The sequence below is a fragment of the Fibrella musci genome, from assembly GCF_041321105.1.
GTDB classification, from domain to species: domain Bacteria; phylum Bacteroidota; class Bacteroidia; order Cytophagales; family Spirosomataceae; genus Fibrella; species Fibrella musci.
Genome location: NZ_JBGGWD010000004.1, coordinates 729565 through 754000 on the forward strand (window position 1 = coordinate 729565; position 24436 = coordinate 754000).

Sequence of the window (24436 nt, forward strand, 5' to 3'; positions counted from 1 at the left end):
TTGCCCTATGGCAAGAAATCACGCAGCACTTTCGCGAGCCAGTTCGTTGCGGATGCGGCTGAGCGAGGTCGCCGTGATGCCCAGGTACGTTGCCAGTTGTTTCAGGGGTACGTGTTGCACCAGTTGAGGGCGCTCGGCCAGTAGCTGTTGGTAACGCGCTTTGGCGGGGTCGGCAATCAGCGCGAGGTGATGCTGTTTCAGGGCCGAATAACTGGTCACCAGCCGCCGCCGACCCGCCTCCCGGAAGGCTTCGATGGTATGGAATAACTGCTGAAACTGCGCAAAATCGACTCGCCAGCACACGCAGGGAGTCAGGGTTTGCATGGTTTCGCGGGCGGGTTTTCGCAGAAAAAATGAAGGCCAGTCGATAGCGGCATCGCCCGGCGTATAAAAATTTGTGCTGATGTCGTTGCCTGCCACGTCAATCACAAACGACCGCACCACACCCTGCTCGACAAACCAATAGTAAGCCGCCGTTTGCCCCGCGTTGAGCAGGCAATCGTGGCGGCCAAACTCGACTCGCCGGAACGCGGCCATAATGGTATCCTGCTCGTCAGCGCTGAACGTCGGCTGGCTAAATACCTGCGCCAGAAAATGGGCATTGTTCATGCTGTAAAGTAACTGTTTCTTTGTAGCATGACTGCACTAACAGACCGGTTCAAACAGATCAGAACCTTTATCTTCGACGTCGACGGCGTTTTTACGGATGGCAGCGTCAATGCGCTGGCGTCGGGCGAAATGTACCGCACATTTAATATCCGCGACGGCTACGCCATCGAGAAAGCCATTCAGAACGGCTACCGGGTGGCGGTGGTATCGGCGGGCAACCAGGATGGCGTTCGGAAACGGCTCGCTTTCCTGGGCATCAAAGACGTGTTTATGGGCGGCCCCACCGACCAGAAAGTGAACGCCTACCTCGGCTACCTCAACCGCGATGCCCTCAACGAAGCCGAAGTGCTGTACATGGGCGACGACCTGCCCGATTACGCCATTTTGAGCCGCACGGCGCTGCTGAGTACGTGCCCCGCCGATGCCGCCGACGAAATTCAGGCCGTTTGTGATTACATCTCGCCCAAACCCGGCGGCCGCGGTGCTATCCGCGATGTAATCGAGCAGGTGATGAAAGCGCAGGGCGTCTGGGCCAGCTGGCTTTAATCGACCCGCTCCTGCCTGTATCCTCCCGACTTGCGTTGAACCTGTAGCCTAACGGGCCTGTATATATGCTAACTCTGCCGAATCTTGTGTTGAGCGCAACGGCTGTCTGTACCGCACTGATTGCCGGACTTTTTTATGCCTATTCCTGCTCGGTGAATCCGGGTTTGGGGCGGCTGACCGATGCGCAGTACCTGGCCGCTATGCAGTCGATCAACCGCGCCATCTTAAACCCGGTCTTTTTTGTCAGCTTTATGGGTACGTTGATGTTGCTGCCGGTCAGTACGTGGCTACACTACACGCAGCCGCTTTCAAACCGGTTCTGGCTCCTGCTGGCCGCCACGGTTTTGTATGCTACTGCTGTGTTCGGCGTGACGGTGATGGGTAACGTCCCCCTCAATGAGGCGCTGGATACCGTGAATTTGCCAGCGGCTTCGGAATCGGAATTAGCAACCGCCCGCGCGACTTTTGAGCAACCTTGGAATCGACTGCACGCCGTCCGGACGGTGGCGGCAGTCATCGCCCTTGTATTGGTTGTGCTTGCCTGCTTTCAGCCCGCTAAACTCGTTGAACCATAGCCTCATTGTACTACTTTATCCGCCCAATGTTTCCAAACGTGTATACTATCCAGATTGAAACAAGGTATAATCAGCTAACCTTATGATTATGAGCAATATCGGCGCAATTTTTGCACAATTGACGGGTAAAATTACCCACCTCATGCGTGACTGGTCAGATCGTGGATTGAACGTGCAACCGTCGTATCTGTCGGCGGCAGCAATGGCCTTGCTGGTGGCGCATTTGCCCGTTCAGGCGCAGGACACGCCCCCGGCCGATTACAGCCAGAAGATCACCCTCGTTATTCATGGCGGGGCGGGCACGATCACCCGGCAAAACATGACCCCGGAAAAGGAGAAAGCCTACAAAGCCGTGCTGAATCAGGCCCTGCAAACGGGCTACGCCATCCTGAAGGGGGGGGGCACCAGCCTCGACGCCATCGAGGCGACGATCCGGGTGATGGAAGATTCGCCCCTGTTTAATGCGGGTAAAGGCGCGGTATTTACGCATGAGGGCAAAAACGAACTCGATGCCAGCATCATGGACGGCAGCAATCTGAAGGCTGGCGCCATCGCCGGGGTGACCGTTATCCGCAACCCCATCAGCACAGCCCGCCGGGTGATGGAGCACTCAGAACACGTGATGATGGTGGGGCGCGGCGCCGAAGCCTTTGCCAAAGTGCAGGGTATGGAGCTGGTCGACCCGACGTATTTTTACACGGAAGCTCGCTGGCAAGGCCTTCAGAAAGCGCTGGCCGAAGAAAAAGTACAACTCGACCACTCAGAGCCGGCTGCTAAACCCGACAAAACGCAGGCACCCGTCAAAACACCCAGGGCCCGGCCGATCAAAACCAGCTGGGCACCCGACCCGGCCATTTTCGACGAAGGCAAAAAGTATGGCACGGTCGGTTGTGTGGCGCTGGACCGGTTCGGCAATCTGGCGGCGGGCACATCCACGGGGGGGATGACCAACAAACGGTATGGCCGCGTGGGCGATGCGCCCATCATTGGCGCCGGTACGTATGCCAACAACGCAACCTGTGCCGTGTCGGCCACGGGCCATGGGGAATTCTTTATCCGGTCGGTGGTGGGCTACGATATCTCGGCGCTGATGGAGTATAAAGGCCTGACTGTGAGCGATGCTGCCAACGAAGTGGTGATGCGGAAACTGGTGCAGCGGGGTGGCGAAGGCGGCGTAATCGCTCTCGACCGCAACGGTAATTTTGCTATGCCTTTCAACTCAGAGGGTATGTATCGCGGCTACATCAAAGCCGACGGCAGCAGCGACGTATTGATTTACAAAGATTAGATGAACGTATGTCTTAACGATGTTGCTGAGGTGCAGGCAATTACGCCAACATCAATCTTGAACGCGCAGGCTTCGTGTTTTACCACAGTATAACACAAAACGCAGGTTACACTGGTTATTGAAAAGGGCGCTCTCGGGCGCCCTTTTCGTGCCTGTTCTGATTCTTCATCCATGAAAACACTGATGCATACGCTGGTTGGTACGTGGATCATCTGCGGGACCAATTTCCCTATGTGGCTAAAGGGCGATAAAACCCACCCGACGTTTACTTATTCGCTCATCACGAAGCCCGATGGTACAGCGATCCTGCTGGATGAAGTCAGGTACGTGAAAAACGGCCGGTCCCGAACCATAGCGGGCTACGACTACCCCGACCCAAACGACAGCACGGCGTTTATCTGGCGGGGCAAGGGTCTGATGAGCCTGTTGCGTAGCCATTGGCGAGTGGCTTTGCAGGACCCCGATGGGCAGTGGGCGGTCATCTGGTTTTCCAAAACGCTATTCACACCAGAGGGCATTGACATCATCAGTCGGCAATCAACGTTATCGCCCGACGTTGTCGACCAGATCAAAAGCCAGATCAGGCAGGATGCGCAGTTGCGCCCACACCTGGCGTCGCTAACGCTGCTTCGTAACCCGTAATTGTCAGCAAACGCGTTTGCGGGTTACCACCTTCTCGTCATCGCTCTGAATCGGCTGAGCAATTCGCGGGAAATGGGGCCGGGTTTACCATCACCAATCACGAGATCATCGACCTGCACAATGGGCAACACCTGTTTGGTACTGCTGGTGGTGAAGGCCTCGTCGGCATCCTGCAAATCGGTTAGCATCACGGCGCGCTCATCGACGCTAAAATCGGGGCGGGCAAGGTCGATCACCACGCGGCGGGTGATCCCGTACAGAATGTGCTGATTGGGGGTAATGAGCTGATTGCCCTTCACGATGAAGAAGTTACTACGGCTCAGCTCGCTGATTTCTCCGTCTTTCTGGTAGAGAATGTCGCTCGCGTTGGCTTTACGCATAGCCCCGGCAAGCAGGATCACCCGTTTGTAGTCGGTCGTTTTGACCTCGGCCATCTCGCGGACGTAATCGTCGACCATCACCCGGATGCCTTCTTCGTACTGGGACTCAGGTACGTTGTGGATCGGCTCGGTCAGGATCACTAGGTTTGGCTGAACGATGCTGATGCTGTCGGGGGCATAACCGCCGGTTAATAAAAACCGAAAGGCCACGTCGGGCTGCCCCGATCGGCGGATCAAATCCAGCAGAATGGCGTACACCTCTTCTTTACCAACGGGCAGTTGCAGGGTCATGCGCCGGGCCGAATTGGCAAAGCGCTCCCAGTACCCATCCCACTGAAAGGGTCGTCCGTTGTAGGTTATGAAATAGTCGAATAAGCCGAATCCACGCAATAGGCCTAGATCTGTAACGCCCACGCCAATCTGTTCTACGGGTTGGATAATTCCGTTGAAATAGCCATAGTAAGGCATAAAATGCAGTATAATGGTTTACCGGGATTGAGATTTCGTTGCCTTAGGGTCAGGGCAAACAAACATGGCCGTCAAGCTACAAACATCGGGCATATTTTGTCAGTACTGATCGCCGGGAAATTCGCAGCAGTGACCATTTGCTTAGCGTCTGGCCAGCCCACCAGGTACGTTAACCCGCGCCATACTGCTGCATAAACTGGTCGACGTAGCTGTTGCCGATCGGTATTTCCTGCTTGCCCACCATGAGCCGGGTACGTTGAAACGAGGTAATCTTGCCCAGCGATACGATAAACGATTTATGAACCCGGCTAAACAGCGAGGCGGGTAACTTATCTTCGATGGCTTTGAGCGTGAGCCGGCTCAGAATGGGCCGGGCCTGCCGGGTGGTGTAGATCTTCACGTAATCTTTCAGCCCTTCGATGTAAAGCACTTCATCGAACTCGATGCGGATTTCCTGGTATTCCGAAAAGACAAAGAAATAGGTACGTGGCGGTTCAGAATCGGCTGGCTCAGGCGCAGCAGACCCCGGCCGAGCTGGGCTGTCGGTCGGGGTCTGGCGTACCTGCCGGAGCAGAAACAGGTCATACGCTTTGGTAACGGCTTTCAGAAACCGGTCGAACGGAATGGGCTTGAGCAGATAGTCGACCACATCGAACGCGTAGCCGTCGAGGGCATACTGATCGTAGGCGGTGGTCAGGATAACCATCGGCGGCTGTTTGAGCGTTTGCAGGAATTGCAGCCCCGACAGCGTGGGCATCTGAATATCCAGAAACAGCAAATCGACCTGTCCGCGCCGGACGGGGTCGTAGGCATCGATCGGGTTGCTTACCTGCCCAATCAGTTCGAGGAAGGGCACTTTCTGAATGTCGTCGGCCAGTAATTCGAGCGCAAAGGGTTCGTCGTCGACGGCCAGGCAGCGCAGTTTAGGTTCATTCGTCATCAGTGGTCGGTCGGTAGTCAGCAGAGAAACGAGGCCGCATCGGTTTCCTAATGCCGCAAGCCCCCTGCTAATTTACGCTCCCGCCCAACGAAGTCCGTTTGCTGACGGTGCGCCCCGGCCCTTTGTTCGATACGCTTCCCCCCACCGACGCTTTTCCAAACAGTTCTTTTTGGGCGTTGACCCGCACACTCGCGCCACTGCCAGCATCGGCATCGACTACGTCGGCGACCAGATCACCCGCATTGACGCTGGCTCCCGACCCCGCCGAAATGCTCACCGACCGCGCCGTTCCCGACACGTTGACGGTGGCGCCACTGTTGGAGTTGACCGTCAGGTCGCGCACGTTTAGGGTCAGCGCTACCGTAGCCCCGGCTTTGCTGCTGAGGTCGAAGCGGTCGGCCTCGAAGGTGCTTTCACCCTTTACGGTGGCTCCTGCCGATACCGATACGCCGCGTAGTTGCCGAACGGTCAAGTAGGCTTTTACGGAGCGCCGTACCTTTTTGTCGAGCGAGGCTTCAAGGCCCAGCTTCAGAATCAGCTCGTCACCATCCTGCTCGATCAGGATTTTGTCTTCGGGAATGTTTTTGGCTTCAATATGCAGTGACTCGGTATCACCCAGCCGCACGATTGTTTCGATACCCATGCTGGCCCGAAGGCGGCTGATGCCCGAGATCGTGCGGGTCTTCTTGACATCCTGGGCAAAGGCCGTCTGCGCCAGCAGCAACGTACCCAGGGCGCTCAGGCAGATAAGGATTTGTTTCATAGCGTGTTTGTGTAGTTAGTCTTCGTTGATATCGCCGCCACCCGATTCTTTTCGGGTCATCACACGGCCCGGCCCCCGGTAGGTTACGTCGCCACCGCCTGAGGCCCGCAGGTACAGCTCTTTGGCACCATACACCCGTGCATCGGCACCACCCGACGCTTCGGCGTAGCAGATGTCGGCCTTGAGTTGGTCGGCTTTCAGGTCGGCCCCGCCCGATGCGGCAGCGGTGAGTTTACCCACCGACCCGCTTAGGTTGGCATCGGCCCCGCTGCTTACTGTTACGGTCAGGGCCTGGGCGTTCAACCGCAGCGTCAGGTCGGCGCCGCTGCTTACCTTGACTGTCAGGTTATCGGCCCGCAGGTCGGTCTCGCCTTCCAGGTCCGCGCCCGACGACACCTCAATGTGGGCTAGTTGGCGTACCGTCACGTAAGCTTTGATATACTGATTACGGCCAAAACTAAACCCGTTCATTACGCCCCGCTGCCGTCGGCTCAGGGTCAGTTGGCCGTCGCGTACTTCGGCAATGACTTCGTCTTCGTCGAACCCTTTTACGTCGAGGGTCAGCGATTCGGTGTTGCCCTGCCGCAGAAACACGTCGACGCCCGCGCTCGCGCGCAGGCTGCTAAAGTTGGCCACGGGCCGGTTCTGTTTCCAGCTTTGGGCCAACAGGGAGGTGGTGGCCAGGCTGATGGTCAAAAGAGTGAGTAGTGTTTTCATAGCAGTCTGATTACGCACAAGATGCATCGGTTGGGTAAAAGGTTGCATGAGATAGTGATAAACGGTTTCTGGCAAGGCTGTACCTTTGTAGCGGCACTCGACCATCCTGCCGAGCCACCTTTATAGATCATGACGCTTTCCCGAAATACCAAAATCGGTCTTTACGTAGCTTTCACGGTACTTTTTGTCTCGTTTTCGTTCTACACCTGGCAGCTCATCAAAACCCCGAACCTGAACACCCGCGCCGACAAAGACAGCGAGGCGGAGTCGTTTTCGCTCTATATTCCGAAAGGAGCCATTTACGAATCGGTGATCGACTCGCTCAAAGCGCACAAAATGCTCGACAACGAAATGTCGTTCCGCTTTGTCGCCAAGCTGATGAAATACCCTGAGCGGGTGAAGGCCGGTCATTACCGCATCAGACCGGACATGGGTAACTACGAAGCCATCGCCAAGCTCCGTAGTGGCAGCCAGGACCCCATCAAGCTGACGTTCACGAATATTCGGCTGAAGAATGAGCTGATCGAGAAAGTGGGCAGCCGGTTTGCGTTTGGCCCTGAAGGCCTGCGCCCGATCCTGAACAACGCCGATTCGTGCAAAAAATACGGGTTCGACACCACCACCATCGTCTGCCTGTTCATCCCGAACTCGTATGAGCTGTTCTGGACGGTGAAACCTGCCGCGTTTATGGACCGGATGGCGGCCGAATACAAAACATTCTGGACGGCCGACCGCAAAGCCAAAGCCGCCGCGCTGGGGCTGTCGCAAACACAGGTGCAGACCCTGGCGTCGATTGTGCGGGCTGAAACCATCAAATCCGACGAACAGTCGCGCGTGGCGGGTGTATACCTCAACCGATTGGAACGGGGTATCAAGCTGGAAGCCGACCCCACGGTCGTTTTTGCCAACAACGATTTCACCATCCGGCGCGTCCTGAACAGGCACCTGGCGCTCGACAGCCCCTACAACACGTATCGCTACGCCGGTTTGCCGCCGGGGCCCATCAACCTGCCGCCCCCCAACACCATCGACGCGGTGCTCAACCCCGAAAAGCACGATTACCTGTTCTTCGTTGCCAAGGCCGATTTCTCGGGCTACCACACGTTCTCGCGCAACATGACCGAGCATCTGGCCAACGCCCGCATCTACCAGCAAGCGCTGACCCAACGGAAAATTATGAAATGATCGTCTGGAAAGTCTGGACCGTATGGCTTGCGCGTGACTTTCCAGACCTGGCACTACCTGTCTAAACCGACTTTCCAGACTTACGAAGTGCTATGTTCACCTTCCTTGTTCCGCCATTCCGGGTACGTTATGCTGATACCGACCAGATGGGGTACGTGTATTATGGCAACTACGCCCGGTTTTATGAGATTGGGCGGGTCGAGGCGCTACGCAGCCTGGGGTTTGCCTATAAGGCACTCGAAGCCACGGGCGTGCTGATGCCGGTGTACGAAAATACCTCGCGCTATCTGAAGCCTGCTCGCTACGATGACCTGCTGACGGTGGAGGTAACCATTCCCGAACTGCCCCGCGCCCGCATTATTTTTCAGTATGCCATCCGCAATGAGGCTGGCGAATTGTTACATACTGGACAAACTACGCTGGTGTTTCAGCGGGCCGATACCGGGCGCCTGTGTGCAGCCCCGCCGGGCCTGCTCGAACGCCTGAAACCGTTTTTTGAGCATGAAGTTAATCAAGCGGCACAGACCTAGCAGTACCCCCAACCTGTTTGAGCAGCTCATGAGCCTTTCGGCGCTGCACGGAACGCGCACCCGACTAAAAGACACGACGGCCCTGAATTCCAAAAACAGCTGGTACGAGTTTCTGTGTAAGGTAGTCGATAAAATTACGGATAACGACACGGCCGAACGAGCCTCGTCAGTGGCCTTCAACCTGATGCTGGCCATATTTCCGACGTTCATTTTTCTGTTCACGCTTATTCCTTACATCCCCAGCATCAAGGAGCAGGAAATCATGGATTTCTTTGCGGGGGTGTTGCCCGGCGGCACGTTCGATACCGTAGGAGCCACCATCAGAGACATCATCAGCCGGCCACGTGGGGGGGTGCTGTCGTTTGGTTTTCTGCTGGCGCTGTATTCGGCCACGAGCGGTATGGTGGCGTTGATGAACGCGTTTAACTCCTCGCACGAGATAGAAGAGGAGCGCACCTTCCTGAGCAAACGGCTTGTGGCTGTCGGGCTCACGGTGACGCTGGCTATCGCGCTGTTTCTGGCCATTACGCTGCTGGTCGTGGGTGGCGTGGTGATCGAATACCTGGCTCAGTATGGCTTTTTCAGCACGTCGGTGGTGTATTTCTTCCTGAAAATTGCGCGCTACCTGCTGGTGTTTGCTGTGTTTGTGGGTGTTGTATCGGTGATCTACCGCTACGGACCCGATGTGAACATGAAGTGGGCCTTCATCACGCCCGGCTCCGTTACCGCCTCCGTCCTGATCGTGCTGACGACGCTCGGCTTCTCCTATTACGTGTCCAATTTTGGGTCGTACAACAAGGTGTATGGCTCCATTGGCACGCTCATCGCCCTGATGATCTGGATCAATCTGGTGTCGCTGCTGCTGATTATCGGGTTTGAGATCAACGTCTGCCTCTATGATTTGGAAGGCGACAGAAACCCGTCTGTGACGCAGAAAACAACAAACGCCACCTCCAACTCGTGAAGTGGCGTTTGCAAACCCTAACCCATAAATGTGAAATAGGAGTTAGGCAGGAAACCGGACTGGCTATCCTGCCCGCTTCCTGAGTAGCTGACTATCCAAAAACTGGGCCAATTATGAGTAGCCCTCCGAAAAAGGCGCAAAATTTTCCGGTCGCTCAAAAATACCTTCATATAACCCTATAGGTTACTAGATTTATGTATACGTAATCAACAGTGCGCCCTACTTTCTATGACGCCTCAACGCCTTTCCGAACCGACCGCCGCCGTCCCGATGGCGACGTTTCTGAATCAGCATATGCCGTGGGTAAGTGTTATCTGCACCTGTTACAACCACGTCGATTATGTTGAAGAGTGTCTTCTGTCAGTTGCCGCGCAGACCTACGCCAATCTGGAACTGATCATCATCGATAATGGCAGCTCAGATGGCTCAGGAGCCGTTATTCGGGCTTTTTGCAAGCAATATCCCCGTGCGCAGTTCATTCAGAATACCAGCAATCGGGGCTTGTGTCAGGCGTTTAATCAGGGATTGCGCCAGTCAACCGGGCAGTTTGTTATAGACTTGGCCGCCGACGATGTGCTGCTTCCTGACCGGGTGGCTAAGCAGGTTGAGCAGTTTCGGTCGCTGCCCGATTACTACGGCGTTGTCTTCTCAAACGCCGCTTACATTGATGGGCAGGGCAAGCAGACCGGGCTCCATTTTCCCACTGGGCCGGATGGACGTACCACGCAGTTTGTACCCACCGGCGACGTGTTTCGGGAGGTGCTGAGTCGCTATTTTATCAACACGCCAACCATGATGATGCGCCGCGAACTGTTGACGGCGCTGGGCGGGTATGACGAGTCGCTGGCTTACGAAGATTTCGATTTCTGGGTACGTTCGGCCCGGACGCACCGCTATGCGTACCTCGATGAAGTACTAACCCACAAACGCCGCCTGCCGAATTCGCTCGGTGCGCAGGTGACCAAACGGGGCAATCAACTGCTCGAATCGACGTACCGGGTATGCCAGAAAGCCCTGAACCTCTGCCGGTCGTCGGAAGAGCTGGCGGCGTTGGCCAGCCGGATACGGCAGTTTATCAGGAAGAGTTTTTACGCCGAACAATACGAGCTGGCGCGGCGTTTCGGTAGACTACTGGCGCAGATCGAACCCCTCGATTACCTGACGAAAGGGTTGCTGCTACTGTGCCGCCTTCGCCTGCCACTTAATACCGTCTATCGTCGGTATCGGCTTGCTATAGAGCCATAGCTGCCAGTTTTTTTACTCAACGTCATGAAGCCAAACGAAGAAACCGAACAAGACCTGCCCGACAGCAACACGCTGGGTGGCACAACCAGTACCGGCGCCGGCCCCGATGGCGCAAACGGCTCTACGCCAGCTCCCGAAACCCCCGGTCTCGACCTCTCCGATGCTGACGAGGTCGCACAGCGAATCAACGAACGCAACGAAGATCAGTAACCCTGATTTGTCCTTAACCAACAAAAGCCGGATACGCATATCCGGCTTTTGTTGGTTAAGGACAAATCAGGGTTATTTTGACCCATCGTGTTTAGAACACGGTGCCTCCCACTAACTTGTTGATCAATAACTCGTTTTTTGGGAAACATTTATCTTTCGTTCGTTTTAACTGAACCGGCGTGCATTTGGGGGGGCTTTTTCGCGTTCCGTTTGCTGCTTTTGACCATGGGTTTGAAAGACTGCCGGCAGCAGTAAACAACAAAAGCATTGGCTTAATACCACCTATGAAGAAAAATCTGTCCTGCGTTTTATTGATCGACGACGATCCCGACGACAACTACATTCATCAACTGGTTATCGACGACTGGGGGCGCTGTGACGCCGTCCGGGTGGCCGAAAGTGGCCCGGATGCGCTGGCTTACCTCAACGATTCCGCCTCACCCGACTATATCAGGCCTGAAGTGATCCTGCTCGACATCAACATGCCCGGCATGAATGGCTTTGAGTTTCTGGAAGAATACCATCAACTGCCCGAAAACCTGAAGAGCAACGTGGTCGTGATGATGTTGACAACCTCACTTAACCCGGCCGACGTGAACCGGGCGGGCCAGTACAACGAAGTGACCGGCTATCGGAATAAACCCCTTACGAAAGCAATGCTCGAAGAGGTAGTGGAGCAGCATTTTGCGTAATTTAGGTTGCCATTCAATGGTTGGCGCTCTGGCTCGATCCGTCTATGAAATGGGTGGATACGGTGGCGTCAATAGATCTGTTGAACCGGTTTTGCCATGCACATTTTTCTGTCTACCCCCATTGGTACGGCCCGTATTACCGGCGATAAATCAGGCGTTACGGCGATCTCCGTCCTCGATGAGCCCCTGCCTGATTTACCGCTGGTCAAGAATTTACCCGAGCCACTTCAGGCGGCGTATGATCAGCTCACGGCCTATTTCAACGGCGAGCGGCAAACGTTCGACTTTGTGACCAACCCGATCGGTACGGAATTTCAGCGGCGGGTCTGGAATGCACTGCGCGAAGTCCCTTACGGCCAAACGATGTCGTATCTGGCGCTGGCCCGGCAATTGGGCGACGAAAAAGCCATTCGGGCAGTAGCCGCCGCCAATGGCCGTAATCCGCTGTGGGTGGTGGTGCCCTGCCACCGAATTATTGGGGCAAACGGCCACCTTACGGGCTATGCCGGTGGGCTTTGGCGCAAGCAGTGGCTCCTGGAACACGAAGGATCACGGCGCAACCCCGCCGAAGGCCAGTTGAGTTTGTTCTGACCGCCACGCAAATCGTTTCTTATCAGGTTATTGTGCTCAAAAATCCACTCGCTGGTTCAGCGTGGGCGGTTCAGCAATTCAAGCTTCGCAAAGAAATCATCGAACATCAGCCGGGTGTCGATACGGGTATACACGCGAATAAGACGCCCACGCTGATTATAGACGTAACCACCCGCCCCACTAATGGCGGGCGCCTGTTTGACAACGTAATAGCTGGACGACGGATCGGCCTCGAACGATGATTGCAGGGCCGTTAGCAGCACCAGCGGGCTATCCCCCAGAATGTAGGTCTCGCCAATGTTATAAAACGGCTGAATGCGGCGCATCAACTCCTCCAGTACGTCTGTAAGGTGTTGCCCGACTTTGCCCATTGGTTTCACTTTTGTGAGCAGCTGCGCATACGACACCATGCACTGCCGGTAGGCATTCCGGGGCACCTGCCACAGCGGAATCGAAGACCGGTTGAAGATCACGCGCGCCGCAGCCGGGTCGATGTTCAGGTTATACTCCGGGTCGGAATAGTTGGGTGGCGGCAGCGCCAGATCAGTGTATTCGGGACCACCAATCCAGATGAGTGTCAGTTTGTTGGCGAGTTGAGGGTTGACCAGCATTGCCGAGGCGATTTCGGTGAGCCCGGCCCCGCAAAGCACATAGAGCGGCTGTTTGGTGTCGGTTCGGGCCGCTTCCCGCAGGATGAGGTCAACCGCTTCGTTTCTGATGGGTGTGCTGTCGTTTGGTAGGGCCGTATTGGAGCCTGCCAGTACCGGAATCGGGCTTTTTATTCCCATCAACTGAATGAGGTCACGGGCTTTGCGGGCGGCGTTGTCGGCCTGCGTGGTCGACCTGTCGAAGCCATCGCCCACTTTCAGATGGGAGCCGATGATGCCCCGCACCTCAACCGACGGCGACAGCAGCAGGTGCGCCAATTGGAACAACCCGTCAGGGTCACCGCTGAAATCATTATCGACGATAACCCGCATACGGGGCACAACGGGGCTCTTTCCGGGCGACGACTGACCATATGCGTTCAGGGCGGTAATCACAGTGAAACAAAGGCAGCAAACAAAACAAACGAGCTTCGGCATGGTGTAAAAAGAGGGGTTGATCGCTATCAGCTAAATGCGTTGGGTTAGCCTGTCTACCCTACCAGTTTGAGCGCTCGCCAGTCGAGACAAGCCGTTTCAACGGCGGCTTTTTCCGGTTCATTGGGTTTGCCATTTCCGACGAAGGTGCCGCCCTGCAACTTTGATGTCGTAAACAACAGATACTAATGAGCCATGAACAAGCTGTATATTTTCCTGGTAAGCCTGACGCTCACCGCCCTATCGATAGGCTGTAAAAAAGACGCCGATAGTGTCGGTCCCGACGTACCCAACGAACCTGAGCAACCCCAAACCCGCCCCGGTAAAGTTTGCCCCGTAGGTACGTTGCTGGGTGAAGCCATCACGGTTACCATCGGCCCGGCGGGAGGTAAACTGACCGCTGCCGATGAACGCCTCACGATCAACGTCCCGGCTGGAGCCGTCGAAAGTGACCAGCCCTTTAGCGTGCAGCCGATTACTAACACCGGCCCGCAGGGGCTGGGAACGGCGTTCCGGCTGGCCCCGCACGGCATCACCTTCAAAAAGCCCGTCACGATCAGTGTTCGCTACGATCCTGATAACCTCGATGGCACCGTTGCCGAAGCATTGGCCCTGGCTTACCAGAGCGATAAAGGCATCTGGCGACTGGCTGCAAAAAGCAAGGTAGATACCGCCACTCATACGGTGCGTGTAGAAACCACGCACTTCAGCGATTGGGCGCTGCTGGAACGGGCTTTGTTGGCACCCGGCGTTGGTTTTGTAAAGCCAGGTGGTAACATGGGGCTAGAGGTGCGCCTGCTCGATGCGACCGTTACGATACCGCCAGTTCAGGATACCGACGTGCCTGAGCCTTTCGAGCCGCTCTCAAGTGTCGTTGATTATAGCAGTTGGAAACTTGCTGGGGCAGGGCTATTGAACCCGCTTAAGTGGGAAGCCCTATACTATGCACCCACTACGCCCCCGGCCCGGAACCCCGTTGCTGTAACGATCAAACTTAAAGGACCGACGGTCGGCGACGACGGCAATACGTATAAAGAACTCTGGCTGGTATCGAACATCTACATCGGCGATGAAGGTATTACTTACCGTATCAATGGTGGTCCCTGGGTTAATGCGAAGGTAGCGCAGGGTGGGCAGCTCGTGTCGAATCCTAAGGAGCCGGAAAAAGGAGAGACGTTTATAATGAACGGCGGGGGCATCGATAACGGAAAGCCGGTGGGCGTTTCCATCATCCAATACAATCCGCCCTTCGACAGAACGAGAAGCCTTGATTTTGCATCGTTCGGTAGCGTTATGCAAGCCTGGCGAACCGACGGAACGAGTCCGCAATTTCAGCTATCGGATCAGGGGGGCGCACTGTTGTACGTGCATTATTACCGGGTTGGAAGAAACGCCCATCCTAGCCCCGGACACCTCACCGTTACTCAGTTTGGTAAAGTCGGCGAGATGGTGACGGGAAAGTTTGACCTGGAAAAAGCGGGTATCATGCGACCCGGCGAAGACTTTACCGGAACAGCCCGTATTGAAGGATTCTTTCGGGTTACGCGAACGAAGTAATCCATGTTGGCAGGTACGTGTCACGAAACACGTACCTGCCAACGTACCCGTTTAAAAACTGCCCAGATAGCCCCGCTTCTTCAGGATAGGCGCCACCACCGTGTTGGCCAGTTCGACGGCGTTGGCCGATGACTTCGTGATCTCGATCCGCACGCAGGTGACGGTTTTTGATTTGCCGTCGGGCGTGGGGGCGAAGAAGACGTACCAGCCGTCGTTGATCTTTTCGCCCAGCAAAATGCGCTCGGGCGTGCCGGTTTTACCCGCCACCTTGGCATCGGTGATCTTAGCCCGTCCGCCGGGGTTCGACTGTTCAATCATGAACTCCTGCAAGGTTTCGGCGTAGCTCGGCTGCTTGGCGATGGCAACACCCGCCTCGGCAGGTACGTTGCGCCCCGCCCGTTTCACCACGTATTTCGAGGGTTGCATCACGCCGCCGTTGGCAATGGCGCCGGCCATCCGCGCCAGCGCCATCGGGGTGCTGGTGAGCTGCCCCTGCCCCCAGGCCAGCCCCGAGAATTCGCCCCGGTACCGGCGCGGGTAGCGAATTTGCTGATACAGTTTTCGCCGTACGACAAACGATGAGTCGTGCCAGTGTTTGAGAATTTCCTTCCGATCGGTGGCGGTGTGCGGGTCGGTGAATGAATAGCCACCCACGTAATCGACGTTCATGCCCGTGGAAAGGTACAGATCGGCCATTTCGTTGTCCAGACCCAATTCGTTGGCGAGCCGGATGAAATAGACGTTACTTGACCGAACGATGGCCGTGCGCATGTCGACGTACCCACCGCAGGGCTCACTTTCGGCCACCCCCCGCCGGATAATCTCGCCGCAGCTGATGGCAAATTTGGTTTTTACGCCTTCGATACCCAGCCGGTTCAGGCCAGCGGTGGCCGTCAGGATTTTGGCCGTTGAGCCGGGAGCCGTTGGGTACGTCATGGCTAGGTCGCGTTCCGTCACCAGATAGGGGAGTTGCAGCCGGTCGCGGTCGGGCAGGCTCATCTCATCGGGGCGTGTCAGGTCGGGGAGTGGGTGCAGCGCCGAGGCCAGCACCTCGCCCGATTTACTGTCCATCACCACCACCGACAGCCGATGCCCGTTGTACTTCGATTCGGCCAGTGCCTTTTGGAGTTCTACCTGCATGCTGGCATCGACGCTCAGGTACAGGTCGCGGTTGCGGGCCCGGCGTTCGGCCACCTCGCGGCCTTCCAGTCCCCCCCGGATGGCGGGCGCCAGTTCGCTGTAATCGTAAAGGGGCAGGGTGAGCTGACGCGGTACGGCGGGCGTAAACCGGTCGGCGCGGTAATCGGTCGTCAGCAGCGGCATCTTGCGCGGGCGATTATCAAACCCACGCAGGTCGCTGAGGTGGCTGGCTTCGGCAAAAAAGCCGTTTTGCTGTCCCCAGAACAGTTTCGTGTTGGCATCGCCGACCCAGAAAAACATATGGTTGCCAAACGGATAGTATCGTTCGGCGCGCCGGTTCGAGAGCATCGTCATGCCGCGCGTGTCCAGGCCTACCTGTCGGAGTTTGGGCAGATTGCGCTGTACCGTGTCAGGCGAGCTCGTAGCCAACACCAGCCCTTTGCGGTCGTATAACGTACCTGCCGCCAAGGCGTCGGTCAGCCGGTTGATGCGCGGGTTGTAGCTGTACACGGGCAGACCATTCCGCCCCACCACCCGCGCCGGCCGAACGATGTAGTTATCCCAACGGATGAGCGCCACGTCGGCCGCCTTACCGGCCAGCACCAACGTACCGGCAAGAAAGCCGGCGATACCCGTTGCCAGCACGGGGTCGTAATGCTGCTCAAGGTAGGCGTGTTGCAGCGCCTGCCCTGGTCGACTGGCAATGGCAAAGACCACGCCCATGGCGGTCAGGTTGATGATCATCGACACCTTCCCGTAGCTCAGGAATGGCACCGAAATACCCGTCAAAGGCAGCAGTCCCAGCGACCCACCAGCGATGATGAGGAACTGCACACCCGTAGCCAGCGCAATGCCCGCCGTCAGGTAAAAGCTAAACGGCTGCCCGGCCCGGCGTGCGTGCAGCAACGTCCGGTGAAGGAGCACAAATAGCAGCAGACAGACCGATACGAGACCCGCCCAGCCCAGTTCTTCGGCCAGCGAGGGCAGAATCATGTCGGTGTGGGCGGCGGGCATGGCGTTGGCATACCCCCGGCCCATACCCTGCCCGGTCCAGCCGCCGGTGGCCATCGTCCAGAAGCTATGCGCCAGGTGATCGCCGCCGTAGACATCGTTGTTCCAGGGGCTGAGCCACATGGCTTTCCGGTCGGCGAGGCGGTCGCCTACCAGCGGCAACAGATCGCCAAAAGCAAAGGCCGCAATGACTAGAATCAGCAGCATCGGTCCTTCGGCCAGCAGCGCCAGCCAACCCAGCGCGGTGGTCGAGCGGGCGTGCCCCTGCCAGATGAGCAGCCCCAACGCGACCACAATGCCCACCAGCGTAGCCAGCGCCCCCGGCAGAAAAGCTAGCGCCAGCCCGTAGGCCGCGCCTGTCAGCAAGGTGATGCCCAGCGTATTACGGGCGATGGTGTAGAATAGCAGAAACGTGAAGCCCACCACCAGTGCCGGACCCATATCGCCCAGCAGCAGGTAAATCGCCATCAACGTACCTGTCGCCAGAAACGCACCGACGTTGACCCGAAACCGCCAGCGGATATCGGGCAGGTTGCGGAGTTGTTCTTCGTGCGCCGCAAAAAAGCCCGCCAGAAAAAGAATGATGATGTATTTGATCAGCTCCGACGGCTGGAACAGTAGCCCACCGATCCGCAGGTTGACCCGTACGCCGCTGCCCTCCGGCCCGGTGCCGATAGCCAGTACCACCAGCGCCATCCCTACGCCCACGATAAGCCAGGTCCAGCCCGTTAGGCGGAAGGTCGCCCGGCTGCGGAAGGTGATGAGCGGGTCGAACCACCATTTAGTGTACAGTTTCCCCACGTTGAGCTGCGACAGAAAGGCCAGCCCGAGCAAACCCAGCGCCACACCCTGTACGGCTTCGGCTCCATAGAAAGTATCCTGCAACGGATCTTGGATAGAAAGCAGGGTCAGCACCGAGATGCCTGTCAGCAGCAACAATACCGGCAGTAGCAGGGCATCGGGGTGAAAGCGGCGATACGTCCAGAAGAAATGAACGAGCCAGAACGACAGCAGAAATGCCCCGACTACCCCCCAGAAAAACAACCGAAACTCGCCCGGCGTCCGCACCGTAAAGGCGCGGTCTTCTTTCAATTGTCCATACACAATGGCCCCAATGGGTCGCAGGGTGTGGGTACGTCCCGTGAACGTAAACTCGGTGGAACGGGTCATGTTGGGGGAACCACGCCGGGCGCCAAACTCGAAGCCGGGTCGCAAAGGCAAGACGCTGTAACCCGAGCCGGGCGCCAGCCCACCGAAACTAAACCGGCCACTGGCGTCGGTGCGGGCGTAGGTACGTTCGTCCCGATCGACTTCTTCGGCCGTTGGATCGGCGTTGCTGTCGCCCGGTCGATGCCGCCGTAACTGCACCAGCACATCGGCCATCGGGCGGGGCTCGTCGGCGTTATCCTGCACCACGCCCGACAGCGTTAGCCCACCCGTGCCCACCGTCGACGCGTAGGGCTTGGGCCGCCGCAATTCGGTTACGTACAACACCGAATCGAAGCCCATCTGGTAGCGCGACAGCCGCAGCCGACTGTTGAAGTCGGTACCGCCGATGGGTGACTGCCAGGCGCGGGGCACGGCAATGGCAAACCCACGTTTGTTAATGGCCCCCACGTTGTCGAGCCGGTTGGTGCCTTCGCGTTGGGCCTGCTGGAGTTTGGCCGGCAATGAATCGGCGATCAGCTCCACGTCGCGGGGATCGGCGTAGTACCGACCCGACGTAAGCAGACTGCGAAGGGGGCCGCTTTTCAGCCCCGCCCGTAGGTTCAGCGCCGATCCGTTGGCATAGGCATCGGACGTTTGGCTAAGGGTTGGTTGCAGGTTAAAAAAGAGCCGCACGAATAGCACCAGCAACAACAGGGTCGCCGCCAGTAAATACACACGTTCGTGGTGAAAAGAGGGGTTTTTCATGGATAAGAAATAAAGACAACAACCGGGCGCTATTCCGTTGAATCGGTGCCCATCGTTGCTGCTGAATCGAGTTCAGGCGTGACGGTGGGCGTTTGTTGTGGTGGGGACGCTACAGTCTCTTCCTCCACCGGTGTCATAGCTTCCGGCTCGGTCGATTCGGGTTCCGCGGCTGTTGTATCCGATGTTGTTTCGGTGGGCCGAAACAACATCGATGAATCGATAGGAGTTGTTACCGCCGTCGAATCACCTTTCGTCGGAAACGGGTCCGATGGCCGATTCTGGTTGATCAACACAAACGTCAGCACGCCGACAGCTACGACACCAACGCCCCCCAAGAACCACCACGTAGTGCGGTCGGTCGGTTCGTCTTCTTCATAAACCGGCGCCGTTGCTTCATCGTAAATCGGCGGCGCGGGCGACGGGGTGGCTACTGCCCAACCCGGCGACGTCCCTGAGGCTGTTACGGGCGTGGCACCCGCCGGGCGGCTAAACTGGGCGTTATTGGCCCGCAGCAGTTCAACTTTGGCCTGCTCGAGCAGCAGTTCCAGTTCGTCGGCCTGGTCGAGCCGTTGCGCCGAATTCTTGGCGAGCATCTGGCGCAGGGCTTCCGTCAGGCTGGGTGGTACGTACTGGCCATCAGGTAGATACGGTGGTGGCGGTGGGGCCGTCAGCACCTGGTTCATGAACTGCGCCAGCCCGGCGTCGTTGTGTAGGGCAAACGGCACCTGCCCCGTCAGGGCTTCGTAGAGTACCACACCCAGTCCGTAAAAGTCCGTAGCGACGTTCACCTGCCGGGGATCATCGAACTGTTCGGGCGCCGCGTATTCGTAGGTCATCAACGACTGACCGGTGCGGGTCCGGGTGCTTTCGTCGGCCCGGATTTTGGCAATGCCGAAGTCGGTCAGCAAAAAGTGCAACTCGCCGCTGACGAGCCGCCGGTACAGGATGTTTTCGGGTTTGATGTCGCGGTGCACGACACCCCGGCTATGGATGACCTTGAAGGCTTCGGCCATCTGCAACCCCAGCCGAATGAGCGTAGTGAGCGTTAGCCGCCCTTCCGTGCGTAACAACCCGCGCAGATCGCCGCCTTCCACAAACTCCATCACCAGATAGGGCATGGCGGCCTCCAGTTGAATCTCGCGCACCCGCACGATGTTGGGATGCTCGATGCCCGTCATGATGTCGGATTCGCGGGCAAACCGCCGGAGTGTATCGGGGTCGGTGTTGAGGGCAAACTGTTTGATGGCCACCAGATCGCCAGTGGGGCGGTGGCGGGCTTTCAAGACACGGGCGTTACCCCGCCCCAGTTCACTGATGATTTCGTAGTCGGGAAAATTGACGTTAAAGTTGACTGTCGACATCGGCATCTGGGGAAGTCGGTGGATGAAGATCGGGGATATCGGGGGAGTCGTAGGCCGTAATTTTTACGCGCACTTTAGTACCCCGCGATGTAGCAGGCGCCTCCCGGACAAGTTCTGAATAAGGCCCCATATTGGCGAAATACATGGTTTCTGATTTGAAAACGCCGCCGCCCTCTTTAATGTACGTGACAACGACACGTACCCGGGTGAACGTTAATTTGGTTGGGTTTTCAACACGTATTTTCAAATCGCTGATGCCACCAAACAGGCCGGTTTTAAAGCCCATTACCTGGGCATTCAGCAGTTTGGCCGCCAAAATGTTCTCCTGCCGCCGCTGTTCGGCTGCTTTGGCCGCCGCCAATTGGCGTTCGGCGTCTGTCGAATCGCGGCGGACGGGCTTGATCGTTGCCGAATCGACCGCCGTTGAATCGTCGTCGTCAGTGCCCATCAATTGTTCCAATACCGAAGGGGGCTCGGCAACTGGTTGCTGACCCGCCGCGACGGGTTTCGGGGGGCTGCTTTGCCGGTCCCAGACAATGAGCGCTGCCCCAACAAGCGCCGCCACAACGACCGAAGCCAGCACGATTGTCCAGGTACGTCGACTCGACGAGCCGCCCGACGATCGGTCAACGCTCGGTGCCGTATACGCCTGCGTTGGCGCTGGTCGCTGGGCGGTACGTCGGTTTGCAGGCGAAGGCGACGTGGGCGACGCATCCGTTTGCACGACAGCCTGCGTCGCGGCCGGATTCACCTGCTCGGCCAGGAGTTGTTCCAGTTCGGCCTGTTTCAGCGCCACTTTCACGGCGTCGGGCTGACGGATGCGTTCGGGTGCGTTTTTGTTAAGCAGACCCGTCAGCAACGTACCCAGACTCTTCGGAATCGACGTGCCCAGTGTAGCGACGGCTTCGGCAGGCGAGGCCGTGAGTACGGTATTCATGAACGTGACAATGCCGACGCCTTCGTTCATCGCAAACGGCACGTGGCCACTCAGGCACTCAAACAGCACCACGCCCAGCGAGTAATAGTCGGTGGCGGCGTCGACGTTGCGCGGGTTTTCAAACTGCTCGGGCGAGGCATATTCGTAGGTCATCAACGACTGCCCCGTTACGGTGGCGGGCTGTTCGCGCAGGCGGGCAATCCCGAAATCGGTCAACAGAAAATGCAGTTCGCCGCTGGGTAGCTGGCGGTACAGGATATTCTCGGGCTTTACGTCGCGATGCACGACATCCTGCCCGTGAATAACCCGAAAGGCTTCGATCATCTGCAAACCGAGCCGGACCGTCTGGGCGATGGGCAAGGTTTTCTGTTCGTTGAGCAACTGCCGGACGCTGCCGCCTTCTACCAGTTCCATCACCAGGTAGGGCAGGGGCGCGTCGAGCCGGATTTCACGTACCTGCACAATATTGGGGTGGCGCAGGCGCGTCATGATCTCCGACTCCTGCTGGAAACGGTGCAGCGTTTGCGCGTCGGTATTCAGGGCAAAATGCTTGATCGCCACCAGTTCGCCCGTGGCGTCGTGGCGGGCTTTCAGCACCCGCGCGTTGCCCCGCCCCAGCTCTCCCAGCACGGTATACCCCGGAAAATGTGTATTGAAACTGACGGTCGCCATGTACGCGCGTTCTTCGATAACGTATTATTTTTTCAGAAAGTCAGTCGCCGTTGCCAAAAGCCGTGTGGCGTGCCATCCTATACTAAGGTTTATAAGCCACTCAACCAATAGATAATCAAACCCAGTGCCAACGCCAATACAACCAGTAGCCACCAGCGGTTGCCCGCCGGTTTAGTCGCCACCGGCTCAGGCGGGGTTGCCACCGGCACCGGCGTAACCAGCGGAGGCAGGGGCCCCGTCGGTGTCGCTTTATAAACGGCTTCGACGGGCTCTACAGTCACAGGTTCTACGCTAATAACGTTGCTGGCGGCCGAATCGGCGGTATGTAACGCCAAAACGACCGTTATATTATCCTGCCCGCCCACTTCATTGGCCTGCCTGATTAGTTCGGTGATCTGCTCGTCGGGGGGCGTTTCGCGATTCAGCACGTTCACCACTTCGGCCGACGTCAGCATGTCGGTGAGGCCATCGCTACAGAGCAACAGTCCTTCTCCCGCGCCGAAATCCGACTCACCCGATTCCAGAAAATCAGCGTCGTCGACCCGGTGTAGCGCCGAGCCCACCGTCCGCAATACCTCGTTGCGGCGGGGGTGTTGCATGGCCTGCGCCTCGGTTAGCTGGTTGGCATCTTCGCGCACACCCACTACCGAGTGGTCACTCGTCAGCTTTTGCAGGTGTCCCGTTTCGAGTTGAATCCGGTACAGCCGCGTGTCGCCTACGTGTGCAAACCATACCTTCTGCTGCCGCGCATCGGCGATGGCAGCCGTCAGTACGCAGCACATCATCGACAAACTCGGGTCGGACCGGCGGCGCTGATCAATCTGATTGTTGGCATACACGACGGCTTCGCGCAACATGGTCAGCGGGTCGCCGGTGGGTTCGGCCATGTAATGGCAAATGGCGTCACGGGCAATGGTGGCCGCTATGTCGCCACCCGCGTAGCCACCCACCCCGTCGATAACGGCCAATAGCGCCGTGTCGTCGGTCCAGATGGGTTCACAGATGAAAGCGTCCTGATTGTCGCGCCGTTGCCGCCCTACGTCGGTTTGGCCGGCGATACGAAGTGTTTCCATTCGTTAGTATTAAGCGGCACCGGCGTTGGTACACACCAACCCCGCGCCACCGACTTCCTGTCTATCTTGGCAACTGTTGAAAGTGCCGAACCAGTAACAGCCCGACAAACCCAAAGAGAACAAACGCGAGAATAGCGTCCATAGGCGTGAATGAGTAATAAATAATGAACGATGTATAATGTATAATGCACAATGTATGATGTACAATGTGCTGACGCGGTAATAGGCTTGCGCTAGCCCATTGTGCATTGTACATCGTTCATTGTACATTATTTATTGTGCACTGAACTGAAGCGTTACGACGCCATTGAGCAGGATCTGCGACGGGCTGGGCAGGTGCACCCACTGAGGTTGGCCTGGATCGCTTCGGGCGACGACCTGCTCGTTGATGCGCGTTTCATTCCGGCTGAACGACGCCAGTTCAAAGGATTGTGTAGTATCGTTGAATCGAATCCGGGCGTGCGGGTTCGAGACGTAAGGCGAGTTGAGGCGGATATAGTTCGGGAACGCTTCATTGTCGGGTTCCCGGCGGGCCAGCACTACCTCGCGGTCCTGCATCCAGTAGGTTTCCTCTACGTTGGCATCGGCCAGATAACAGTCGATCCGGGCAAAGGCCTGGGGTTGAGGGCGCGGGGCCAGGGGCGCGGGGCGGCTTTGCTGAGGGACGGGTATCGACGCGCCAGGTACGTTGGTTGGCTCGGAGGGGCGGGCTTCCGGCGCGGCGGGCTCCGGCACGGGCGGCGCAAACTGGCTCAGATCGATATCGACGGCAAACGCGCCCGACTCCCGGAAGTCGATGTGGCTAAAGGCCTGCCGGTTGGTGTCGAGCGTGTCGAACACGTTGGTGTTCTGTACTTTGCGCGTCACTTTGTTGCCCCCCCGCTGTGCTACCGGACGCGGATTCTCACCTACCGACTGCCCCGACAGCGACCCGACTACTTTCAGATCATCGATGCCGATGGCTTGGCCGTTGTATTCGGTACCGGGACCAAATTTGAAAAACCAGTGCGACGACACGGGCATCACCTGATCGTGCGGGCCTTTGCGTTGCCGCAGGTGATCGATAAACAGCCGCACGGCCTCATCAACGATAGCAGGCAGTGCTGCCAGCCGCTGTTCGTAGGCGGTTGGATGCAGCACAATCAGGTAGTGCGCGTTGAAGAGTAGCTTGTTGCCGATACTTTCGCGGTCGAGCGAGGCGTCGAAAGAAGCCAGCAGCGCGTGCAGAATCTGTTCGCTGGAAACAGGCTTGGCTTCGTCGTCATCGACTGCTTTGGGGACAAGCAGATTATTTAATTTTTGTAAAAACCGGTTCGGTTTATCCATCAACACGAGTAAGGAATG

The 24436-nt window shown here is 57.4% G+C and carries 24 protein-coding genes; 12 read left to right on the forward strand and 12 right to left on the reverse strand.

Translation table 11 applies throughout. The features are described from left to right. Positions 1–18 precede the first annotated feature (18 nt). Positions 19–609: a Crp/Fnr family transcriptional regulator gene (locus ACAW74_RS16195; RefSeq protein ID WP_370699248.1), complete on the reverse strand. Its 591-nt coding sequence runs from the start codon at positions 607–609 to the stop codon at positions 19–21. Between the two features lie 27 nt (positions 610–636). On the opposite strand from ACAW74_RS16195, the gene ACAW74_RS16200 reads away from it, so the two are divergent. The 4 genes from ACAW74_RS16200 (at position 637) to ACAW74_RS16215 (ending at position 3660) form a co-directional block, all read left to right on the forward strand. Further along, positions 637–1155 carry a KdsC family phosphatase gene (locus tag ACAW74_RS16200; protein WP_370699249.1) on the forward strand — a complete coding sequence of 173 codons (519 nt, stop codon included), beginning with the start codon at positions 637–639 and terminating at the stop codon, positions 1153–1155. A gap of 65 nt (positions 1156–1220) precedes the next feature. Further along, positions 1221–1730 (forward strand): anthrone oxygenase family protein, encoded by a 510-nt coding sequence (locus ACAW74_RS16205; protein WP_370699250.1) that lies wholly within the window; start codon positions 1221–1223, stop codon positions 1728–1730. Between the two features lie 202 nt (positions 1731–1932). Further along, complete coding sequence (locus ACAW74_RS16210; RefSeq protein WP_370699290.1) at positions 1933–3018, forward strand: isoaspartyl peptidase/L-asparaginase family protein; 1086 nt, start codon at positions 1933–1935, stop codon at positions 3016–3018. 171 nt (positions 3019–3189) lie between these two features. Further along, complete coding sequence (locus ACAW74_RS16215) at positions 3190–3660, forward strand: lipocalin/fatty acid-binding family protein (RefSeq protein WP_370699251.1); 471 nt, start codon at positions 3190–3192, stop codon at positions 3658–3660. Between the two features lie 23 nt (positions 3661–3683). Here ACAW74_RS16215 and ACAW74_RS16220 read toward each other — a convergent pair whose 3' ends face one another. The 4 genes from ACAW74_RS16220 to ACAW74_RS16235 form a co-directional block, all read right to left on the reverse strand. Then, complete coding sequence (locus ACAW74_RS16220) at positions 3684–4508, reverse strand: aminotransferase class IV (RefSeq protein WP_370699252.1); 825 nt, start codon at positions 4506–4508, stop codon at positions 3684–3686. A gap of 169 nt (positions 4509–4677) precedes the next feature. Further along, positions 4678–5448: a LytR/AlgR family response regulator transcription factor gene (locus ACAW74_RS16225; protein WP_370699253.1), complete on the reverse strand. Its 771-nt coding sequence runs from the start codon at positions 5446–5448 to the stop codon at positions 4678–4680. A 67-nt stretch (positions 5449–5515) separates the two neighbouring features. Next, positions 5516–6211: a GIN domain-containing protein gene (locus ACAW74_RS16230; RefSeq protein ID WP_370699254.1), complete on the reverse strand. Its 696-nt coding sequence runs from the start codon at positions 6209–6211 to the stop codon at positions 5516–5518. Positions 6212–6226: 15 nt separating this feature from the next. Beyond that, positions 6227–6928 carry a head GIN domain-containing protein gene (locus tag ACAW74_RS16235; protein ID WP_370699255.1) on the reverse strand — a complete coding sequence of 234 codons (702 nt, stop codon included), beginning with the start codon at positions 6926–6928 and terminating at the stop codon, positions 6227–6229. Positions 6929–7057: 129 nt separating this feature from the next. Here ACAW74_RS16235 and mltG point away from each other — a divergent pair, with 129 nt between their 5' ends. The 7 genes from mltG to ACAW74_RS16270 all read left to right on the forward strand — a co-directional run bounded on the left by mltG (position 7058) and on the right by ACAW74_RS16270 (position 12345). Then, the gene (gene mltG, locus ACAW74_RS16240; RefSeq protein ID WP_370699256.1) at positions 7058–8113 is read left to right on the forward strand and encodes an endolytic transglycosylase MltG; all 1056 of its coding nucleotides are present in this window, start codon (positions 7058–7060) and stop codon (positions 8111–8113) included. A gap of 92 nt (positions 8114–8205) precedes the next feature. Further along, positions 8206–8643: an acyl-CoA thioesterase gene (locus ACAW74_RS16245; protein WP_370699257.1), complete on the forward strand. Its 438-nt coding sequence runs from the start codon at positions 8206–8208 to the stop codon at positions 8641–8643. Then, entirely contained in the window at positions 8615–9607 is a 993-nt protein-coding gene (locus ACAW74_RS16250) for a YihY/virulence factor BrkB family protein (RefSeq protein ID WP_370699258.1), read from the forward strand. Before ACAW74_RS16245 ends, ACAW74_RS16250 begins: the two co-directional genes overlap by 29 nt. Positions 9608–9835: 228 nt before the next feature. Continuing rightward, on the forward strand, positions 9836–10852 hold the full coding sequence (locus ACAW74_RS16255; RefSeq protein ID WP_370699259.1) for a glycosyltransferase: 1017 nt from the start codon (positions 9836–9838) through the stop codon (positions 10850–10852). A 24-nt stretch (positions 10853–10876) separates the two neighbouring features. Continuing rightward, on the forward strand, positions 10877–11062 hold the full coding sequence (locus tag ACAW74_RS16260) for a hypothetical protein (RefSeq protein WP_370699260.1): 186 nt from the start codon (positions 10877–10879) through the stop codon (positions 11060–11062). A 284-nt stretch (positions 11063–11346) separates the two neighbouring features. Continuing rightward, positions 11347–11754, forward strand: a complete 408-nt coding sequence (locus ACAW74_RS16265; RefSeq protein WP_370699261.1) for a response regulator — start codon at positions 11347–11349, stop codon at positions 11752–11754. Between the two features lie 96 nt (positions 11755–11850). Then, a complete protein-coding gene (locus ACAW74_RS16270; RefSeq protein ID WP_370699262.1) occupies positions 11851–12345 on the forward strand; it encodes a methylated-DNA--[protein]-cysteine S-methyltransferase in 495 nt (164 codons plus the stop codon). A 56-nt stretch (positions 12346–12401) separates the two neighbouring features. On the opposite strand, the gene ACAW74_RS16275 is transcribed toward ACAW74_RS16270, so the two are convergent. Beyond that, positions 12402–13388 (reverse strand): nucleoside hydrolase, encoded by a 987-nt coding sequence (locus tag ACAW74_RS16275; RefSeq protein ID WP_370699263.1) that lies wholly within the window; start codon positions 13386–13388, stop codon positions 12402–12404. Between the two features lie 95 nt (positions 13389–13483). Further along, complete coding sequence (locus tag ACAW74_RS16280) at positions 13484–13606, reverse strand: hypothetical protein (protein ID WP_370699264.1); 123 nt, start codon at positions 13604–13606, stop codon at positions 13484–13486. Positions 13607–13622: 16 nt separating this feature from the next. On the opposite strand from ACAW74_RS16280, the gene ACAW74_RS16285 reads away from it, so the two are divergent. Then, complete coding sequence (locus ACAW74_RS16285) at positions 13623–14984, forward strand: hypothetical protein (RefSeq protein WP_370699265.1); 1362 nt, start codon at positions 13623–13625, stop codon at positions 14982–14984. Between the two features lie 51 nt (positions 14985–15035). Here ACAW74_RS16285 and ACAW74_RS16290 read toward each other — a convergent pair whose 3' ends face one another. The 5 genes from ACAW74_RS16290 to ACAW74_RS16310 all read right to left on the reverse strand — a co-directional run bounded on the left by ACAW74_RS16290 (position 15036) and on the right by ACAW74_RS16310 (position 24418). Then, positions 15036–19049, reverse strand: coding sequence for an FtsW/RodA/SpoVE family cell cycle protein (locus tag ACAW74_RS16290; RefSeq protein WP_370699266.1), 4014 nt, complete (start codon positions 19047–19049; stop codon positions 15036–15038). A gap of 29 nt (positions 19050–19078) precedes the next feature. Then, complete coding sequence (locus ACAW74_RS16295; RefSeq protein WP_370699267.1) at positions 19079–20410, reverse strand: serine/threonine-protein kinase; 1332 nt, start codon at positions 20408–20410, stop codon at positions 19079–19081. After that, on the reverse strand, positions 20391–22019 hold the full coding sequence (locus ACAW74_RS16300; protein ID WP_370699268.1) for a protein kinase domain-containing protein: 1629 nt from the start codon (positions 22017–22019) through the stop codon (positions 20391–20393). The genes ACAW74_RS16295 and ACAW74_RS16300 overlap by 20 nt, the downstream gene beginning before the upstream one ends. Positions 22020–22108: 89 nt before the next feature. After that, positions 22109–23092, reverse strand: a complete 984-nt coding sequence (locus tag ACAW74_RS16305) for a PP2C family protein-serine/threonine phosphatase (RefSeq protein WP_370699269.1) — start codon at positions 23090–23092, stop codon at positions 22109–22111. Positions 23093–23365: 273 nt separating this feature from the next. Next, the gene (locus ACAW74_RS16310; RefSeq protein WP_370699270.1) at positions 23366–24418 is read right to left on the reverse strand and encodes an FHA domain-containing protein; all 1053 of its coding nucleotides are present in this window, start codon (positions 24416–24418) and stop codon (positions 23366–23368) included. Positions 24419–24436: the final 18 nt, after the last annotated feature.